Annotated in this window: 11 protein-coding genes; 4 read left to right on the forward strand and 7 right to left on the reverse strand. The window is 46.6% G+C overall.

The genetic code is table 11. The features are described 5' to 3' along the window. Positions 1 to 11: 11 nt before the first annotated feature. From urtE to urtA, 5 genes are all read right to left on the reverse strand, one after another. Positions 12 to 701 (reverse strand): urea ABC transporter ATP-binding subunit UrtE, encoded by a 690-nt coding sequence (gene urtE / locus Q4526_RS11625; RefSeq protein WP_215977251.1) that lies wholly within the window; start codon positions 699 to 701, stop codon positions 12 to 14. 10 nt (positions 702 to 711) lie between these two features. Beyond that, entirely contained in the window at positions 712 to 1,461 is a 750-nt protein-coding gene (gene urtD / locus Q4526_RS11630) for an urea ABC transporter ATP-binding protein UrtD (RefSeq protein WP_215977252.1), read from the reverse strand. Continuing rightward, positions 1,448 to 2,596: an urea ABC transporter permease subunit UrtC gene (gene urtC, locus Q4526_RS11635; RefSeq protein WP_215977253.1), complete on the reverse strand. Its 1,149-nt coding sequence runs from the start codon at positions 2,594 to 2,596 to the stop codon at positions 1,448 to 1,450. Before urtC ends, urtD begins: the two co-directional genes overlap by 14 nt. Before the next feature lie 12 nt (positions 2,597 to 2,608). Beyond that, entirely contained in the window at positions 2,609 to 3,535 is a 927-nt protein-coding gene (gene urtB / locus Q4526_RS11640) for an urea ABC transporter permease subunit UrtB (RefSeq protein ID WP_215977254.1), read from the reverse strand. Between the two features lie 89 nt (positions 3,536 to 3,624). Then, the gene (gene urtA / locus Q4526_RS11645; protein ID WP_215977284.1) at positions 3,625 to 4,815 is read right to left on the reverse strand and encodes an urea ABC transporter substrate-binding protein; all 1,191 of its coding nucleotides are present in this window, start codon (positions 4,813 to 4,815) and stop codon (positions 3,625 to 3,627) included. A 438-nt stretch (positions 4,816 to 5,253) separates the two neighbouring features. Between urtA and Q4526_RS11650 the strand changes: the two genes are divergently transcribed. Further along, positions 5,254 to 8,625 carry an ATP-binding protein gene (locus Q4526_RS11650; RefSeq protein ID WP_215977255.1) on the forward strand — a complete coding sequence of 1,124 codons (3,372 nt, stop codon included), beginning with the start codon at positions 5,254 to 5,256 and terminating at the stop codon, positions 8,623 to 8,625. Continuing rightward, entirely contained in the window at positions 8,618 to 9,535 is a 918-nt protein-coding gene (locus Q4526_RS11655) for a DNA-binding response regulator (RefSeq protein ID WP_215977256.1), read from the forward strand. Before Q4526_RS11650 ends, Q4526_RS11655 begins: the two co-directional genes overlap by 8 nt. 77 nt (positions 9,536 to 9,612) lie before the next feature. On the opposite strand, the gene Q4526_RS11660 is transcribed toward Q4526_RS11655, so the two are convergent. Both Q4526_RS11660 and Q4526_RS11665 read right to left on the reverse strand, forming a co-directional pair. Continuing rightward, entirely contained in the window at positions 9,613 to 12,768 is a 3,156-nt protein-coding gene (locus Q4526_RS11660) for an efflux RND transporter permease subunit (RefSeq protein ID WP_215977257.1), read from the reverse strand. Next, a complete protein-coding gene (locus Q4526_RS11665) occupies positions 12,768 to 14,000 on the reverse strand; it encodes an efflux RND transporter periplasmic adaptor subunit (protein WP_215977258.1) in 1,233 nt (410 codons plus the stop codon). The genes Q4526_RS11660 and Q4526_RS11665 overlap by 1 nt, the downstream gene beginning before the upstream one ends. Before the next feature lie 433 nt (positions 14,001 to 14,433). Here Q4526_RS11665 and Q4526_RS11670 point away from each other — a divergent pair, with 433 nt between their 5' ends. Further along, positions 14,434 to 15,411: a hypothetical protein gene (locus tag Q4526_RS11670; RefSeq protein WP_303604603.1), complete on the forward strand. Its 978-nt coding sequence runs from the start codon at positions 14,434 to 14,436 to the stop codon at positions 15,409 to 15,411. A 76-nt stretch (positions 15,412 to 15,487) separates the two neighbouring features. Continuing rightward, on the forward strand, positions 15,488 to 16,474 hold the full coding sequence (locus tag Q4526_RS11675) for a phospholipase A (protein WP_215977259.1): 987 nt from the start codon (positions 15,488 to 15,490) through the stop codon (positions 16,472 to 16,474). Positions 16,475 to 16,479: the final 5 nt, after the last annotated feature.

Below are 16,479 nucleotides of genomic sequence, written 5' to 3' on the forward strand. Positions count from 1 at the left end.
CTCTCGAAATTTTAAACTGATAAATATGAAGCAATTTTTGCTTCATCTACATTTTCGCGAAGTTCTTCATGAACAATTTCTCCCTTCTCAATCACTAGAATTCTGTCGGCTATATCAAGAGCAAAACTTAACACCTGCTCTGACACAACAATCGAAAGACCTCGTTGATCGCGAATCTCTTTTAATGTTCTGGCCATGTCCCGAATAATGGAAGGCTGAATACCTTCGGTGGGCTCATCCAGTAATAATAATTTTGGATCACTTGCTAAGGCACGGGCAATAGCCAACTGTTGTTGCTGACCACCGGATAGGTTACCGCCTCGGCGATTACGCATTTCTAACAATACCGGGAATAGATCATAAAGATCTTTAGGTACGGTTCGGGCCTTAGTTGTAGTAAGCCCAGTTTCAATATTTTCCTTAACAGTCATGCTAGAGAAAATCATTCGCCCTTGAGGAACGAAGCCAAACCCTGCGCCTACACGCTGGTAACTCTGCATATTGGAGACATCTTTACCTCCCAGAGTAATTTCACCTGACTTACTCGGAATAACCCCCATCAAAGATTTCATCAAAGTTGTTTTACCCATTCCGTTGCGCCCCATAATGGCGACAATCTCGTTGGGTTTAACGTCAAAGTTCATCCCATGTATGATTTCACTTTGACCATAGCTGACGTGATAATTAGAAACACTTAACATGATATATTCCTCAATGGCCCAGGTAAACTTCGATCACTTTTTCGTCTTTTTTCACATCCTCTGCCGTACCTTCCGCCAGAATTTTCCCTTGATGCAAAACAGTGACCTTATCGGCAATTTCAGCAACAAACTGCATATCATGCTCAATAACGATAACAGATCGATCTTTAGTAATCCGTCGCAACAGCTCTGCCGTTTTTCTTCGTTCTGCAACCGACATACCTGCAACAGGCTCATCTAGCATAAGAAGCTCAGGGTCTTGGATCAGCAACATGCCAATTTCAAGCCATTGCTTTTGCCCATGACTGAGAAGATCGGCCCGGGTATGCAGCAGATCTTTCAAAAAGATCATATCGGCCACTTCATCAACACGATTTAATACTTCGGCGTCACGCTTAAAAACCAGCGCACCAAAAACCGAACGGCCTCGAGGAAATGAAATCTCTAAATTTTCAAAAACCGATAAATCACCATAAATTGAAGGCGTTTGGAATTTTCTTCCCACACCAGCTCTAACAATTTGATGTTCCTTCATCTTAGTGAGTTCGCGATTGCGAAATTTTATTGAGCCTTCAGTCGATTTGGTACGCCCGCAGATCAAATCCAGAACTGTCGTTTTACCAGCACCATTCGGCCCCACGATGACTCGAATTTCATTCTTATCGACGTAGAAACTCAGATCATTAACCGCTTTAAAGCCATCAAATGAGACTGTCAATCCTTCTACGGCGAGTACAAAATCAGTATTACTGCTGCTCATGAGTGGCCCCCTTAGCGACTACATCACCTTTTCGATTAGCACGAATAGAGTTGTATTTCTTTTTAATGAATGGTTCACAGTATTTACTGTACAAACCAGCCAAACCATTGGGGAATGCCATAACTACGGCAATAAACAAAGCCCCCATGGCAAACAACCACAACTCGGGAAAGCTCTCTGACAAAGTAGTCTTGGCCCAGTTAACCACTAAGGCACCATAAACCGCCCCCAGTATGGAGAGACGACCGCCGACGGCACAGAAAATAACCATCTCAATAGAGGGAACAATGCCCACCAAGGTCGGTGACATAAAGCCAACTTGCAGAGTAAACATGGCGCCACCAATGGCCGCAAAGGCGGAACCCAGGCAAAACACGAAGATTTTGAAATTGGAAACATCGTAACCAGAGAAGCGAACCCGATCTTCCATTTCACGCATTGCCACCAAGAGCCTACCTAGCTTACTTTTACGTACAAACTGGGCAACAGCCAGACACACAAACAACAAGAACACACAGAGGAAATAAAATACATATTTCGCTTCGTCGGTTCGTATATCCCAACCATGCAATGTACGTAAATCAGTAATACCGTTAACGCCACCGGTATAACCTTGCTGACCAATTACCAGAATAGTCATGATAGCGGCTACGGCTTGGGTAATAATGGCGAAGTACACTCCACCCACCCGACGCTTAAACATCGCCACACCGATGATGTATGCAAATATCGAAGGCACAATAATAATGGCTAACACGGTAAAGGTTAGGCTATGGAACGGCTGCCAAAACCAAGGTAGTTCCGTAATCTGGTTCCAGTCCATAAAGTCTGGAATACCAGGCGTGGATTGAATGGCCGTGTTTTCTGGAGACGATGCTTCCAACTTTAGGAACATCGCCATCGCGTAACCACCCACGCCAAAGAAAACACCTTGACCCAAACTTAAGATACCGCCAGAACCCCAGCAAAGTACCAAGCCCACAGCCACAAAAGCATAGGTTAGATATTTACCGATTAGATTTAATCTAAATATATCCACACCCAATGGAAGTACTACTACCAATATAAAGGCGAGTACCGCAAAGCCAATCAGGTCACTTTTAGGAAACAGTGTTTTAAATCCTGCATATGACATAGAACCTTCCTCCTAGCGACGCACTTTAAGTGAAAACAAACCTTGAGGGCGCAGCATCAAAATCACCACTACGAACAACAACGTCAGAACTTTGGCCATAGAACCACTTAAAAAGAATTCCATGGTCGATTGGGCTTGCGAAATTGTGAAAGCAGAAGCAATGGTACCTAATAGGCTCGCTGCACCACCGAATACAACCACAAGGAAGGTATCAACAATATAAAGCTGGCCAGAAGTTGGCCCAGTAGATCCAATCATGGTGAATGCACTACCGGCAACACCTGCAATACCGCAACCTAAACCAAAGGTTAGGCGGTCTACTTTTGAGGTATTAATACCTACAGCACCTGCCATAGGACGGTTTTGCACGACTGATCGAACTTGAATACCCCAACGAGACTTATACATTAGGGCGGCAACCGCAAGGGATATACCAATAGCCAAAGTCATTACAAAAATACCATTAATTGGCACTTCTACAATTTCCGATAGCTGGAAAGAGCCCATTAACCAATCTGGCAAGGTGACACCCACTTCACGTGCACCAAATACCGATCGATAAATTTGCTGTAAAATCAAACTTAAGCCCCAGGTAGCCAACAAGGTGTCTAGTGGGCGCTTGTATAAATGTCGGATCAGTGCCCACTCGACAAACATCCCGAGTGCACCTGCCGCTATAAAGGCCAATATCATGGCAATAAAAAAGTAAGAACCAAACATGCTTGGCATGTATTCAGAAAATACATTTGATGTGAGATAAGTAACATACGCGCCGAGAATCATAAACTCGCCGTGTGCCATATTGATAACGCCCATTTGGCCAAAGATAATAGCCAAACCCAATGCCATCAAAACAAATACCGAGAAAAGTATTAACCCGGCAAAACCTTGCATGGCAAAAATTGACATTAATTCAGAAGTGGAATAATCGGCGAACATCGCTCAATCCTCGTGCTGAAAATCGGAAACTTCAATAACTTTTAATACTTAGGAATCAAAGGAGCCCGTTATACGGGCTCCAGACTTACTTATTGATAACCGGCGGGGAATGGATCTGGTTCGATCAATTCTGGGGTTTCGTACACAATCTCGTACTGACCGTCAGTTTTTGCATTACCGATTCGGGTTTTAGACCACAAGTGATGGTTAGGGTGAACTTTCACATAACCTTCTGGTGCAGTCGTCAACTCAATACCTGGTGAAGCAGCGCGAACTTTATCCACATCGAATGAACCTGCGGCTTCAACAGCAGCTTTCCACAACCAAGGACCTAAATAAGCCGCTTGAGTTACATCACCGATTACGATGTCGTCACCCCAACGCTCTTTAAATGCCTTAACAAATGCTTGGTTGTTGTCGTTGGTAAGACTCTGGAAGTACTTCATTGACGCATAAGCACCATCAATGTTTTCACCACCGATACCCAAGATTTCATCTTCAGTAACCGAAATGGTCAGAACCAGAGGCTTCTCTTTAGTCATGTCGATGCCAGCGGCTTTCAATTGCTTATAGAAAGCAACATTAGATCCACCCACTACTGAAGCAAAGATAACGTCAGGCTTTTTCAACTTGAACTTGTTGATAATCGAGTTGAACTGCGTGTGGCCTAGCGGGTAGTAATCCTCACCCACAACTTTCAAGCCCAGTTTCTCGATGTGCTTGCGAGCAATTTTGTTAGAGGTACGAGGCCAAATGTAGTCCGACCCTAACAGATAGAAGGTTTTAGCCTTCTTCTCTTTTACAACCCAATCAATACCTGCAAGAATTTGCTGAGTGGCTTCTTGGCCGGTATAAATTACATTAGGTGACTGCTCTAGACCCTCATAGAAAGTTGGGTAATAAAGCATACCGTTATATTGCTCAAATACGGGCAGTACCGCTTTTCGAGAGGCTGAGGTCCAGCAACCGAAAACTGCAGCTACTTTGTCGTTAAGCAAAAGCTTACGCGACTTTTCTGCAAACGTTGGCCAGTCACTAGCGCCATCTTCCTGAACATATTCGATCTTGCGACCCAACACACCGCCCATGGCATTGATTTGCTCAATAGCCAGCTTTTCTGCTTGCACAGAACCTGTTTCACTGATAGCCATGGTGCCGGTCACTGAGTGAAGAATACCCACTTTAACCGTATCTTCAGTTACCGCTAGGTCAGTTGTGTTAACTTCAGCCAAAGAAGCCGGAGCAGTCAACGCCATAGAGGCAAAGGCTGCCGCGCCCATTAATGATTTCACCAACCCGGGAAGCTTACTCCTAGAACCCGCTGGGTGTTTATTGATCGTGTTAGCCATGATCTTTCCTCATGATGTGGTTTGCCAGTTTTTAAGACATCGTATGCCTGCCCTGCTATTGTCAGAAAAACAAGGCTTTTGGCCAATTCGCTAAACACACCATAGAGGTACGTCATTTGACGCATTCAGCCATTAACTTAAGGCGAGTACGGTCTGAGCAAAATTTTTCCCCAAAAAACGATTTATGGCACAAGAATTGAGGAGATGAGGACTAGCGGATACCACGCTACTAAAGGAAGTAGATGTTACGTGGATTCAATCTTTTTCCTTAACTGCATACAGCACCAATTTGGGGCGCCTCGCTAGGCGCTCGACCCAACATGGGGCGTTTTGTTTTCGCCCGACTTATGCAATAACAATCTGTGAGCTATGACAGCAAAACAACATATATTTCGGGTTCGAAGAAACTACAATCGCTGGGTCGCAAACCAAACCTTAGAGGATTACGCACTACGCTTTACTGCCAAAAGCGCGAGACGCTGGAGCGCTAGCCGGGTAGCTGTTACCGCCTTAGGTGGAATTTCATTTTTGGCGCTAGAAGCTATTGGTGCAACGGCAACGATGCATTATGGCTTTATACATGCTCTAGCCGCCATTTTAACGGTCAGCTTGATCATATTCTTATCGGGCATCCCCATCAGTTATTATGCGGCTAAGTATGGTGTCGATATTGATCTATTAACCCGTGGAGCCGGTTTTGGCTATATCGGGTCGACTATCACCTCGCTTATTTACGCGTCCTTTACCTTTATATTTTTTGCTTTAGAAGCCGCCATTATGGCTATGGCGCTAGACCAATTATTCGCTATCCCCCTTGCCATTGGTTACTTTATCAGTGCAGTTGTGGTTATACCCTTGGTTATTTATGGCATAACCTTTATCAGCCGTTTTCAGATTTGGACACAGCCGATTTGGCTAACCCTGCAACTATTACCCTTTATCTTTATTATCTATGCCGACGCCAGCTCTGTCTCCGACTGGACCCAGTTTGTCAGCCCAGAACAGAGCAATGCTGGTTTTGATATTGTCATGTTTGGGTCTGCGGCAGCCATTATGTTTGCCCTAATCGCTCAAATTGGGGAGCAGGTTGATTTTCTTCGTTTTATCCCTGAACCTAAAAACAATAAGAAAAGTCGACGAAAGTGGTGGTTCGCCACCCTAGCAGCGGGGCCTGGCTGGATTATCGTAGGGACTATAAAGATGCTCGCGGGCTCTTTTTTAGCCGTACTGGCGCTTAAACATGGCATTAATTCAATTGATGCTACTGACCCGACTCAAATGTACATGGTGGCCTTTGGCTATATCACCCAATCTCCACAGGTAGCGCTGGGTATTGCCGGCGTCTTTGTTGTTCTCTGCCAGCTTAAAATCAATGTAACCAACGCTTACGCCGGCTCCATAGCATGGTCTAACTTTTTTTCCAGACTCACCCACTCCCACCCCGGGCGTGTGGTATGGCTTATCTTCAATGTTGGCATTGCTCTGCTCTTAATGGAGCTTGGTGTCTACCAGGCATTAGAGCAAACACTGGGGTTTTATGCGATTGTTGCGGTCGCCTGGCTTGGCTCTTTAGTTGCCGATTTAACGATCAACAAACCCTTAGGGCTCTCCCCTAAGCATATTGAATTCAAACGAGCCCACTTATACGACATAAACCCCGTGGGCTGTGGGGCCATGGTGCTCGCTTGTATTGTAGGCATGCTGTGTTACGCCAATAACGCCGGCGAAACGGCTAAGGCACTCGCTCACTTTATTACTTTAATCACGGCATTAATAGCTGCGCCGATGATTGCCTGGATCACGAAAGGTCGATATTACATAGCAAGACCCTTTATCGCCACGGACGTTAATTATTATGACAATACCCAATCAACGGCTATCTGCTGTATTTGTGAACTTAACTTAGAAAAAGAAGATATCAGCTATTGCCCCGCTTACGCAGGCAACATCTGCTCGTTATGTTGTTCTTTAGATGCCAGATGCGGTGATTACTGCAAACCCGGCGCTGGGTATTGGATTCAAGCGAAGAATTTTATTCAGAAGTTTTTACCCGCCTCATTAACACCCACTATTAATTCACGCATTGGGCATTTTTTTGGGTTATTGACCGTTATTAATGGGTTTTCAGGATTATTATTATCATTAATCTATTTTCAATCTCCTACCCCTATTACAGCCCTCACACTCTGGAAAGTCTTCTTCCTTCTCGTCATCATTACAGGGATTGTCATCTGGCTCGCCGTACTCGCGCATGAAAGTCGTGTCGTCGCGCAAGAGGAGTCACAACGGCAAACCCGATTGTTAACAGAAGAAATCATCGCTCACGAACAAACCGATCGAGAGCTACAACGAGCGAAAGAGGCCGCTGAGGCGGCCAATAATGCTAAAAGTCGTTATTTAGCGGGCATTAGCCATGAGCTTCGATCTCCTCTGAACGCTGTTTTAGGCTACGCCCAGCTGTTAGAAAAAGACCCTAATATTCCACCTAACCGGCGCAATGCAATTTCTGTCATCCGCCGTAGTGGTGAACATTTAGGCGACTTAATTGAAGGACTTCTGGATATTTCTAAAATTGAAGCCGGTCGATTAGATTTGCATATCGAGCAAGTACGCCTACCCCAGCTTATTGATCAATTAGTGCACATGTTTCGCCTGCAGGCAGAAGCTAAGGGCTTAAAGTTTGATTATATTCAACAGACAGCCTTGCCAGAATTTGTTAAAACAGATGAAAAACGATTGCGCCAAATTTTGATTAACATGTTATCCAATGCGGTAAAATATACCCAGAAAGGCGAAATTATCTTTAATATTCGCTATCGCAGCCAAGTGGCCGAATTTTCGGTTACCGATACAGGGGTTGGGATTTCTGAGGATAATATAGAGCGTATCTTTCAACCTTTTGAACGGGTGAAAACGCCGGGTTCTTCGGTCACTGGTACCGGCCTTGGACTCACCATCTCTAAACTATTATCGGATATAATGGGTGGTGATCTGTCACTAACCAGTACAGTCGGCAAAGGCACTCAGTTTAGGCTGGCATTGATGCTTTCCAGCACAAACTCACCGAGCCAACTACCACAGCCAGATCGACAAATATTTGGTTATGCCGAGCCACGTAAGACCCTTATGGTCGTTGACGATGAAGCATCCCATCGGCAGCTTATAGAAGCCGCTCTTACACCATTAGGTTTTCGAGTTGAGCTGGTCGATAACTCACTTATGGCGGTTGACTCTGCCCATAACATTCAGCCTGATTTAATCATGCTTGACATATCCATGCCCGGATTAAATGGCTGGCAAATTGCGGAACAATTACGTAACAGTGGGCTGACCTGCCCTATTATTATGGTTTCAGCCGATGCACGTGAAACTCATACTGACACTATAGATAAATCTCATCATAATGCTTATGTGGTAAAACCGATCAACATCCACAATTTATTAGAGACCATTGGTGAGCAACTGAATTTGAACTGGCAATACCATCCGGTTCACGATCAAAATGTGGCAAATCAAGAAACGGTCATTGAGCACAGCCCAGTATTATTGGATGAGGCAACACGAGAAAAAATAAAAGATTTAGCCATTATCGGGCATAAAGGAGGCATAATCCAACTATTAAACAACTTAATGGCTCAGGGAAAGTGCAGCAGAGTTTTTTATGATCAAGCCGTAGAAATGGCCAATAACTTTCAATTTGAATCCCTGATTTCAATGTTAAAGGCAACTGAAAATGAATAACAAAACCTATAAAAAAAATGTCGTCCTAGTTGTCGATGACAGCATCGACAGTATTCGTATGATCAGTGATGTCCTAGAAGAAGCAGACATGACCGTCTTGGTCGCCCTGGAAGGTAGCCAAGCGATTACAATCACTCAGAATATTACTCCCGACATTATTCTACTCGACGCCATTATGCCCAATATGGACGGCTTTGAAACGTGTCGCGCGCTTAAAGAACAACCAAAATTAATGGATGTGCCGATTATCTTTATGACGGGTCTTAGCGACACTGAGAATGTCGTTATGGGTTTGAAGTCTGGTGGCGTAGATTATATTACCAAGCCAATTAATGCATCGGAGCTTATCGCACGAATGCATGTTCATCTAGCCAACGCTCGTATGACCCAAAGCGCCAGAATGGCCCTAGAAGCTGCAGGGCAGACACTGTTTGCCATCAATAAAAACGGGGATACTTTATGGGCAACCCCCAGGGTCTATCAAATCTTAGCGCAAGCTCAACCGGCAGACACAAATAGCCCCGCACAGCTTTCCAACACATTAAAAACATGGTTGGAGCACTCGCCTTCGGCGGGGCATAAAATGCAACTCGACAATGCTGACGGCACTGTCGGCGTCGAATATTTAGCAGAGATTGGGGAGAATGAATTTTTACTGCGACTTTCCGATCAACCCAGCAACGAAAACTACAGCGATTTATTACGCACCAGCTTTAAGGTCACCGTACGTGAGGCCGACGTACTATTGTGGATAGCCAATGGGAAAACCAACCGCGAAATTGGCCAAATCCTTGAGATGAGCCCAAGAACCGTCAACAAACACTTAGAGCAAATATTTAAAAAAATGGGGGTCGAAAACAGAACATCAGCCGCTGCCATGGCAATTCGTGCTCTTGCCAGCAAGGGATAAGCCGACAATTTCTTATCGGCAAAGCACCCATTACCGCTACAACTCACACTATGGCTAGCAGTAGCAACACGTTTGACTTATGTTTGTTGATTGGCCGACCGGTACGGTAAAAACCAATGGCGTAATTTGCGGCCGCCCGCTGTAACGTCGTGTAATACCAAATACAGTATCGGCACCAAGAGTAGAGTCACAAACGTTGCAAACAGAACACCGAATGCCAAAGAGATGGCCATCGGTATCACAATTTTTGCTTGCAGTGAACTTTCAAACATAATCGGCAACAGGCCAATAAACGTCGTCATCGAGGTTAAGATAACCGCCCTAAACCGTCGCCGCCCCGCTTTGACCACAGCCTCCTGCAAAGTGTCGCCACCTTTGCGGGCATTATTGACGTAATCGACCAATACCAATGAGTCATTTACCACCACGCCTATAGTCGCAAAGATACCAAACAGCGACAACTGGCTGAAATCATAGCCCATTATCATGTGCCCCCATATAGCCCCGATAACGCCAAAGGGAATCACCGACATAATCATTAACGGCTGAATATAGGAGCGCAGTGGCAGTGCCAGCAATATATAGATCATCATTAAAATGGTGGCAATATTAATGAAGAAGTTAAACACGGTTTCGCGTTCATCCTTTAAACTGCCCGACTCCTCTAAAGTGACCTTGGGGTAATGACGCTCGATATCGCCAAAGACACCTTTACGTAAGTTGTTCGCCACCGCCAAAGGCTGTACTTTTTCAAAGTCCAAAGTGGCCCACACCGTAATCGTGCGGTTACCATCTTCACGGTATATTTGATTCACGCCATCAACCAATGCAATATCAGCCACTTCTTGCAATGGCACTTTGTGGCCGGTGCTGGTGGTTATTAATACCTCGTTAACGGCATCAATCGCGTTGCGCTGACCTTCGGGGTAGCGCACCATAACGCGTATCTCTTCTCCATCGCGAACAATGCGTTGCGCCTCAATACCGTACAAACTAAACGCGGCCTGGGTTGCCACCTCGGAGGTGGTTAGCCCCAGACTGTAAGCTACGGGCTTTAAGGTAAACCGAGCCTCTTGAACGCCTTGTTGCTCACTGTCTTGAATTTCATATACGCCATCAATCTCACCCATGGCGCGGCGAATGTCTGCGGCGGCCAAGCGCAGCTGCGATATATCTTTCCCTACCACCCGAAAACTGACATCGCCATTACTGCCGCCCGGTGCCATTTGGACACTGTCTACCACCGTCAGGCTTTTCAAGCCACTGATCTGGGGCATCTTCTCACGCCAGCGGGCCGACAAATCAAAGGTATCCAAAGGACGGACTTCCGGATCGACCAACTTAGCCTGAACCTCGGCCGTGGTACGGGATTTCATCGAGACATAGAGCTTTTCCACCATAGGATGGCTAAACTCGTTTTCAATCTCGCCTTCGACTTTGTTAATCATAGCCTCGATGGATAGCATGGCCTCCATGGTGACCTGTTCCGGCACACTGGGATTCATTTCAATATTCACAGTGGCAAAATCGTGCGGCACTTTGGGCATACCCACAAACTTCACAACGCCCGCCATAAACATACCAGCGGTCAGTAATATCACACCGGTGAAAATCGCCATAATGATGTAGCGATAATGCATCGACCATTTAAGTCCTGGTGTGTAGTAGTGGTCGACAAAATATTGCAAGAATGAACTTATTTTATTTTGCACACGGGCAATAGGGCTTGTGTCATTGGCTTTTGCCGGCTTCATATGAGCCAAATGAGCGGGCAATATTAATTTGGATTCCACCAAGGAAAAGAGCAGACACAAGACCACGACATAGCCGATAGCATGGGCAAACGCCGCAGAGGGGCCGGACTCCAGTACCATCGGCATAAATGCCGCACAGGTGGTTAGCACTCCAAAGGTGGCGGGGGTAGCCACTCGTTGAGCGCCGCGAATAACATTATCAATACTCTGCCCGCGCTCTTCGACTTCGCTGTGCACACTTTCACCGATAACAATGGCGTCATCCACCACCACACCGAGCACCATAATAAAGGCGAATAAACTACCCACATTAATGGTGACATCAATCCAACTTAAGGGTAAGAAAGACAAAGCTCCGAGAAAACTTACTGGCAACCCCAGCATGACCCACATGGCAAGCTTCATGCGTAAAAATAACGCGAGAATGCCAAACACCAACAAACCACCCCAAAACATATTGCTCAGCATCATGTTCAAGCGGCCGTTAAGGTAATAAGTAAAATCGACCCAAGAAGCCACTTCCACGCCATCGGGCAAGGTTTGGTTGCGCTCGGCAAGGTAGCCTTTTACGGTGCTGGAGACATCGGTAATACTTTGATCTTTTGTCGCACCGACAAAAAAAGTAACTGCATTATGGCCATTTAATTTGGTGTAGTTAATTCCCTCTTCAAAGCCATCGTTAACATCTGCCACATCGGCCAATAAAATTTTACTGCCGTCGGCGGAAGTACGCAGCGGTAAGCGTTCAAACTCTTCGCCTATATAGGCCTGATCCTCTACCCGTACAGAAATAAATCCATCTTCAGCGCGTATTTCGCCAGCCGATTGATTCGTAGACCAGTTGCGTACCGCTTGGGCCACTTCTTGAAAAGTAAACCCATATTCGCGCAGCTTGTCGCGACTGACTTCAATCGCTATTTCATAGTTGGCGCCGCTGTAATACTCAACGATGCTAACATCGGGCAAGGCGCGCAACTCGTTATAAACCTCTTCACCCAGCCGCTTTAGATCAAAATTATTAAGGTCGCCATACAATGAGACATACATAACCTCTTGGCGATATTTAACCCGGCTGATTTGCGGTCGCTCCATACCGTCGGGAAAACTGGAAATAGAATCTACCGCTGTATTCACCTCATCCAGTACTTCTTGCGCATCATACTCTTCCATTACCTCGATACTGGCACTGGCATTGCCGCGGTTGGAGCGAGTTATCAAGCGTTCAATACCCTGCACCGAGGCCAAAGCTTCTTCCAGCTTTACCGTAATGGCCTCCTCAACATCCTGAGGGGCCGCACCGCGGTAGGTGATATTGATATTAATCCAGTTAATTTCCATTTGTGGAAACATCTGTTTACGAATGGTCATGGCGCTGTACAGCCCCATTAGCACCAATACAATCATCAATAAATTTGCCGCTACGCTGTTGCGGGCAAACCAGGCAATAACGCCTTTACGAGTATCTGCAGCCGACTCCATTAGGCGTCTCCCTGCTCGGCTGTGGTGGGTGCATTGGTTTGCGCACCAAGCTCGTCATCCGACTGCGTCTCACTCACTTCGGATCTTAATTTTAATGTCATGCCTTGTACTGGAAACTCAATGGCTGTGGTAATTAGTTGATCTCCCTGAGCCAAGCCCGCCGATATCACACTCTGCCCTTGATCATGGCGCACAACAGTAACCGGCTTAAAGTGCAATTTGCCATTTTTCAAAACAGCCACCTTGCCATCTTTCACCAAGGAGCGATTTATCTCCACCGCGCTGGGCAGGTTAATACCCGCCAACTGGGCCACAACATACCGACCAAACGTTAGCGGTTCTAAATGGGCTTGTGCATCGTGGAGGTTATAAGGATCACTCACCTCGGCAACTAAATAGTGCATGCGGGTATTTTCATCAATCACCCCCTCACTGCGCACAATGCGCGCTTGCCACTTAGCGCCATCGAGATTGGGGCTAGTATTGTCCGATAAGGTCACCTCAACACCGACACCCCCATTGGGGAGAAACTGCTGATCTGTGGTTGCCACTGGCAACCGTATTTCGGCACTGCTAACGTCCATTAGCTGACCCAGCTTTGCACCGACATTCAAAAAACTTCCCAGACTTACCAAACGTTCGACAATCAACGCATCATAGGGGGCTTTAATGTAGGTTCGGTCTAGGTTTTTTTGAGCCATTTTCAGGTCTGCTTGGGCAGCCACCACACGTGCCTGAGCTTGCTCTAATTGAGGCTTACGAAGCCCCAGCGCCGGCGCGGGACGATCATTAACCGCCTCCCACTCAACTCGCGCCACTTCCCCTTGAGCCATCTCCTGTTCCAGGGCTGATTCAGCACTGGCCAGACCGGCGCGCGCATTTTCTAGGGCAACTTGATAATTGGTGGGGTCAATCTGCGCCAGTATATCGCCCTGCTGAACCAGACCTCCACGCACAAAGGCTGGAGATAACTCGATAATCTCACCGCTGACCTGAGCTACCAATTCAGTCGAGTATTTAGCTTTCACCAAGCCCTGAGTTTGAATATCAAGACGTTTAGCCGACAATGCTATTTCACGCGTCTCAACCAAAACGGTACTATCTACTGGGGGCTTGGCAGCAGGCTCCGGCCGCAGACTTTTCATCAATATCAATAGAGCTATGCTAATCACAATGATTAGTAGAGGCGCTATCCAGCGTATATTTCTACCCAAAAAGCCCGGGGTCTGCATTGTTAAAGCTCCTTATCGAAAGCCCTTATCACCAAAGATAGATGGGCAGCTTTTGAATGATTGGCGTAAACGCACTTCATCACTACTATTAACCGACGGCAATAATACCCCTTTTCCCCGCCTACCGGCAGTCAATTGCAATAAAAGAACCCTCTAAAATGCGCAATTAAATTGCACCATCCCATGCCCGTGCTCTGTCAAAGACCACAGCCCTGAAGGGTTACTGAGCGGTAGGGAGCCAGCTTACGGGTTTTAGACATCGCTGGCGCCTGAAACCGCGAATGTCATACTGGCATACAGATTGCTCAATCAATCTAAAGTAAATCAAATAACCTGAGTGAGACATGAACATTCAGATGAAAAACGCGGCAACGTGCACCAAAAGCCCTCAAAGAAAGCCAAAATTGCCATTCTTGGGGCAGGATCATACTCGATGAACCATCAGTCACGCACAATAAACGGACAGATTAACGTGGACTCCGCACCAGAAGAAAGCAATAGCAGTGCTTTATATCAGCGTTATTACGCGGTCTACCGCCGCCGCCAAGAAGCACTCAACTTAATCCGCCAGCTAAATCGAACCATCAAAGGTGCGCAGCGCCATCGCGGCTTGAGTATGGGCTTACTTGGTGGCAATAACTTATTTCATCAAGAGTTTCATCAGCTGCAGGCCGAATTGGAAAGACGAACTCTTTTACTACAGGCCATGGCGAGTGCAGGTGATAACTTATTGAGCGATCGAGATCAGCAAAGCTTAAAAAGTGCTTGGGTAACCATCAGCCGTGACTGGCAAGAAGACACGGTAATCGACAACTACGAGTTGCATTGTCATCTTATTGAGCAATCTTTGGCCATGATGGCCAGCCTGTCCCGAGAGCTAGAACAACCCATACAAGACGCTCTGGGTGAGTCCAGCGCCCCCAAGAACACAACCAATAGCTACCCTAGCCGGTTTAAACACTTAGAAGTACTGCACTTTACCAGTCGGTTATTGCCAGCCGTAGTGGAACAAATTGGTCGCATCCGAGCCTTAGGCACCTATGCGGCCGCCGCCGGGTTTCTCGATTCACACCATAACAGCAAACTGCGTTATGTTATTCAGTGTACAAGGGTAAACAACGAGAAATTACGCCATCAAATCAAACGATTAGAGGGTATTCTCGATGAGGATATTGGCTTACTGAGCCAACTTAAAAGTTATGAGCTCAAGTTAATGTTTTTGCTGAATATGGTGGAAACCGATATTTTGCACGAGGGGGCCATTAATGCCGACAGTAATCGAATTTACAACTTGGCCACTGACATTATCGATGTCTATTTGAGTATCGTCGACAGCGGCATTGAATTGATCAGTCACTGGCACGATGTCGATATGGACCAGTGGTTAGAAAGCGGTATCGCACCCAGTTAAGCAAGCATTAGACAATAGCACTGGTGGTTGCCCAAACGGTACGGCACAATGGCGCTTTTCTTACAGTGCCCGCGCTATGAAGCTATTCGACCTCAGACACCTTTTCTTACTTGCGTTGCTCAGCCCCTGCGCTTGGGCCTCAGCCAATTCCCCAGACCAATGCTTAGCAGGTTTGGCCACAACGGCAGAGAATACGGCCACGGTGGGGGAACTGCGCCAGCGCTGTCTGGAGTCTGCATCGACAGAGGAAGACACCCCGGCCGTTCCGGAAAAAGCCAAAGTATTGCACAAGCGCATGACGATTGAGGCGCTCAACAACGAAAACCGCTTTCTATTAACACCGCACAACCGCAACTTTGTGTTGCCCGGCGTCTACACGGACCAACCCAACACGACCCCTTTCCTTGAGGTCGATTCGAAAACCGCCGATTTACAGCACACCGAAATTGAATTTCAACTCAGCATGAAGGTGCTCATCGCTCAGGATTTACTGCACAACAATGGCAATCTGTACGTCGCCTACACCAACCGCTCGTTTTGGCAGGCCTATAACACTGGGGTCTCTCGCCCTTTTCGCGAAACGAACCACGAGCCCGAGCTGATTTTAGCCATCGCTAACGACTGGGAACTATTGGGCTTTCGCAATGTGATGAATCAGGTGGTGTTTTCCCACCAATCCAACGGCCAATCGGGCGATCTGTCGCGCAGCTGGAATCGAATCAAGCTAAACAGCGTTTTTGAAAAGGGCAATTTCGCTTTTAACGTATCCCCATGGTATCGCATTCCGGAAGACTTAGAGGACGACGACAATCCAGATATCAAAGAGTATTACGGCAATTATGAACTGACCGGCGCTTATGCACGTAAAGATCATATAGTCAGCGTTATGACGCGCCGCCCCTTTTCCGACAAGGGGGCTTGGGAGCTGAGCTGGTCGTTTCCCCTGACCTCCACTGTGCGCGGCTATATTAAAGCCTTTAATGGCTACGGGGCCAGCCTGATTGATTACAATGCGCGCACACGCTCCATCGGGCTCGGCGTTACCTTTACCGATATACTTTAGGATTC

It is taken from the genome of Gilvimarinus sp. 2_MG-2023, from assembly GCF_030547685.1.
GTDB lineage: Bacteria > Pseudomonadota > Gammaproteobacteria > Pseudomonadales > Cellvibrionaceae > Gilvimarinus.

Excerpts from the sequence above, each read along its gene's own strand:
- urtE (WP_215977251.1), bottom strand. The coding sequence starts at position 701 with ATGTTAAGTGTTTCTAATTATCACGTCAGCTATGGTCAAAGTGAAATC.
- urtD (WP_215977252.1), bottom strand. The coding sequence starts at position 1,461 with ATGAGCAGCAGTAATACTGATTTTGTACTCGCCGTAGAAGGATTGACA.
- urtC (WP_215977253.1), bottom strand. The coding sequence starts at position 2,596 with ATGTCATATGCAGGATTTAAAACACTGTTTCCTAAAAGTGACCTGATT.
- urtB (WP_215977254.1), bottom strand. The coding sequence starts at position 3,535 with ATGTTCGCCGATTATTCCACTTCTGAATTAATGTCAATTTTTGCCATG.
- urtA (WP_215977284.1), bottom strand. The coding sequence starts at position 4,815 with ATGGGCGCGGCAGCCTTTGCCTCTATGGCGTTGACTGCTCCGGCTTCT.
- Q4526_RS11650 (WP_215977255.1), top strand. The coding sequence starts at position 5,254 with ATGACAGCAAAACAACATATATTTCGGGTTCGAAGAAACTACAATCGC.
- Q4526_RS11655 (WP_215977256.1), top strand. The coding sequence starts at position 8,618 with ATGAATAACAAAACCTATAAAAAAAATGTCGTCCTAGTTGTCGATGAC.
- Q4526_RS11660 (WP_215977257.1), bottom strand. The coding sequence starts at position 12,768 with ATGGAGTCGGCTGCAGATACTCGTAAAGGCGTTATTGCCTGGTTTGCC.
- Q4526_RS11665 (WP_215977258.1), bottom strand. The coding sequence starts at position 14,000 with ATGCAGACCCCGGGCTTTTTGGGTAGAAATATACGCTGGATAGCGCCT.
- Q4526_RS11670 (WP_303604603.1), top strand. The coding sequence starts at position 14,434 with ATGAACCATCAGTCACGCACAATAAACGGACAGATTAACGTGGACTCC.
- Q4526_RS11675 (WP_215977259.1), top strand. The coding sequence starts at position 15,488 with ATGAAGCTATTCGACCTCAGACACCTTTTCTTACTTGCGTTGCTCAGC.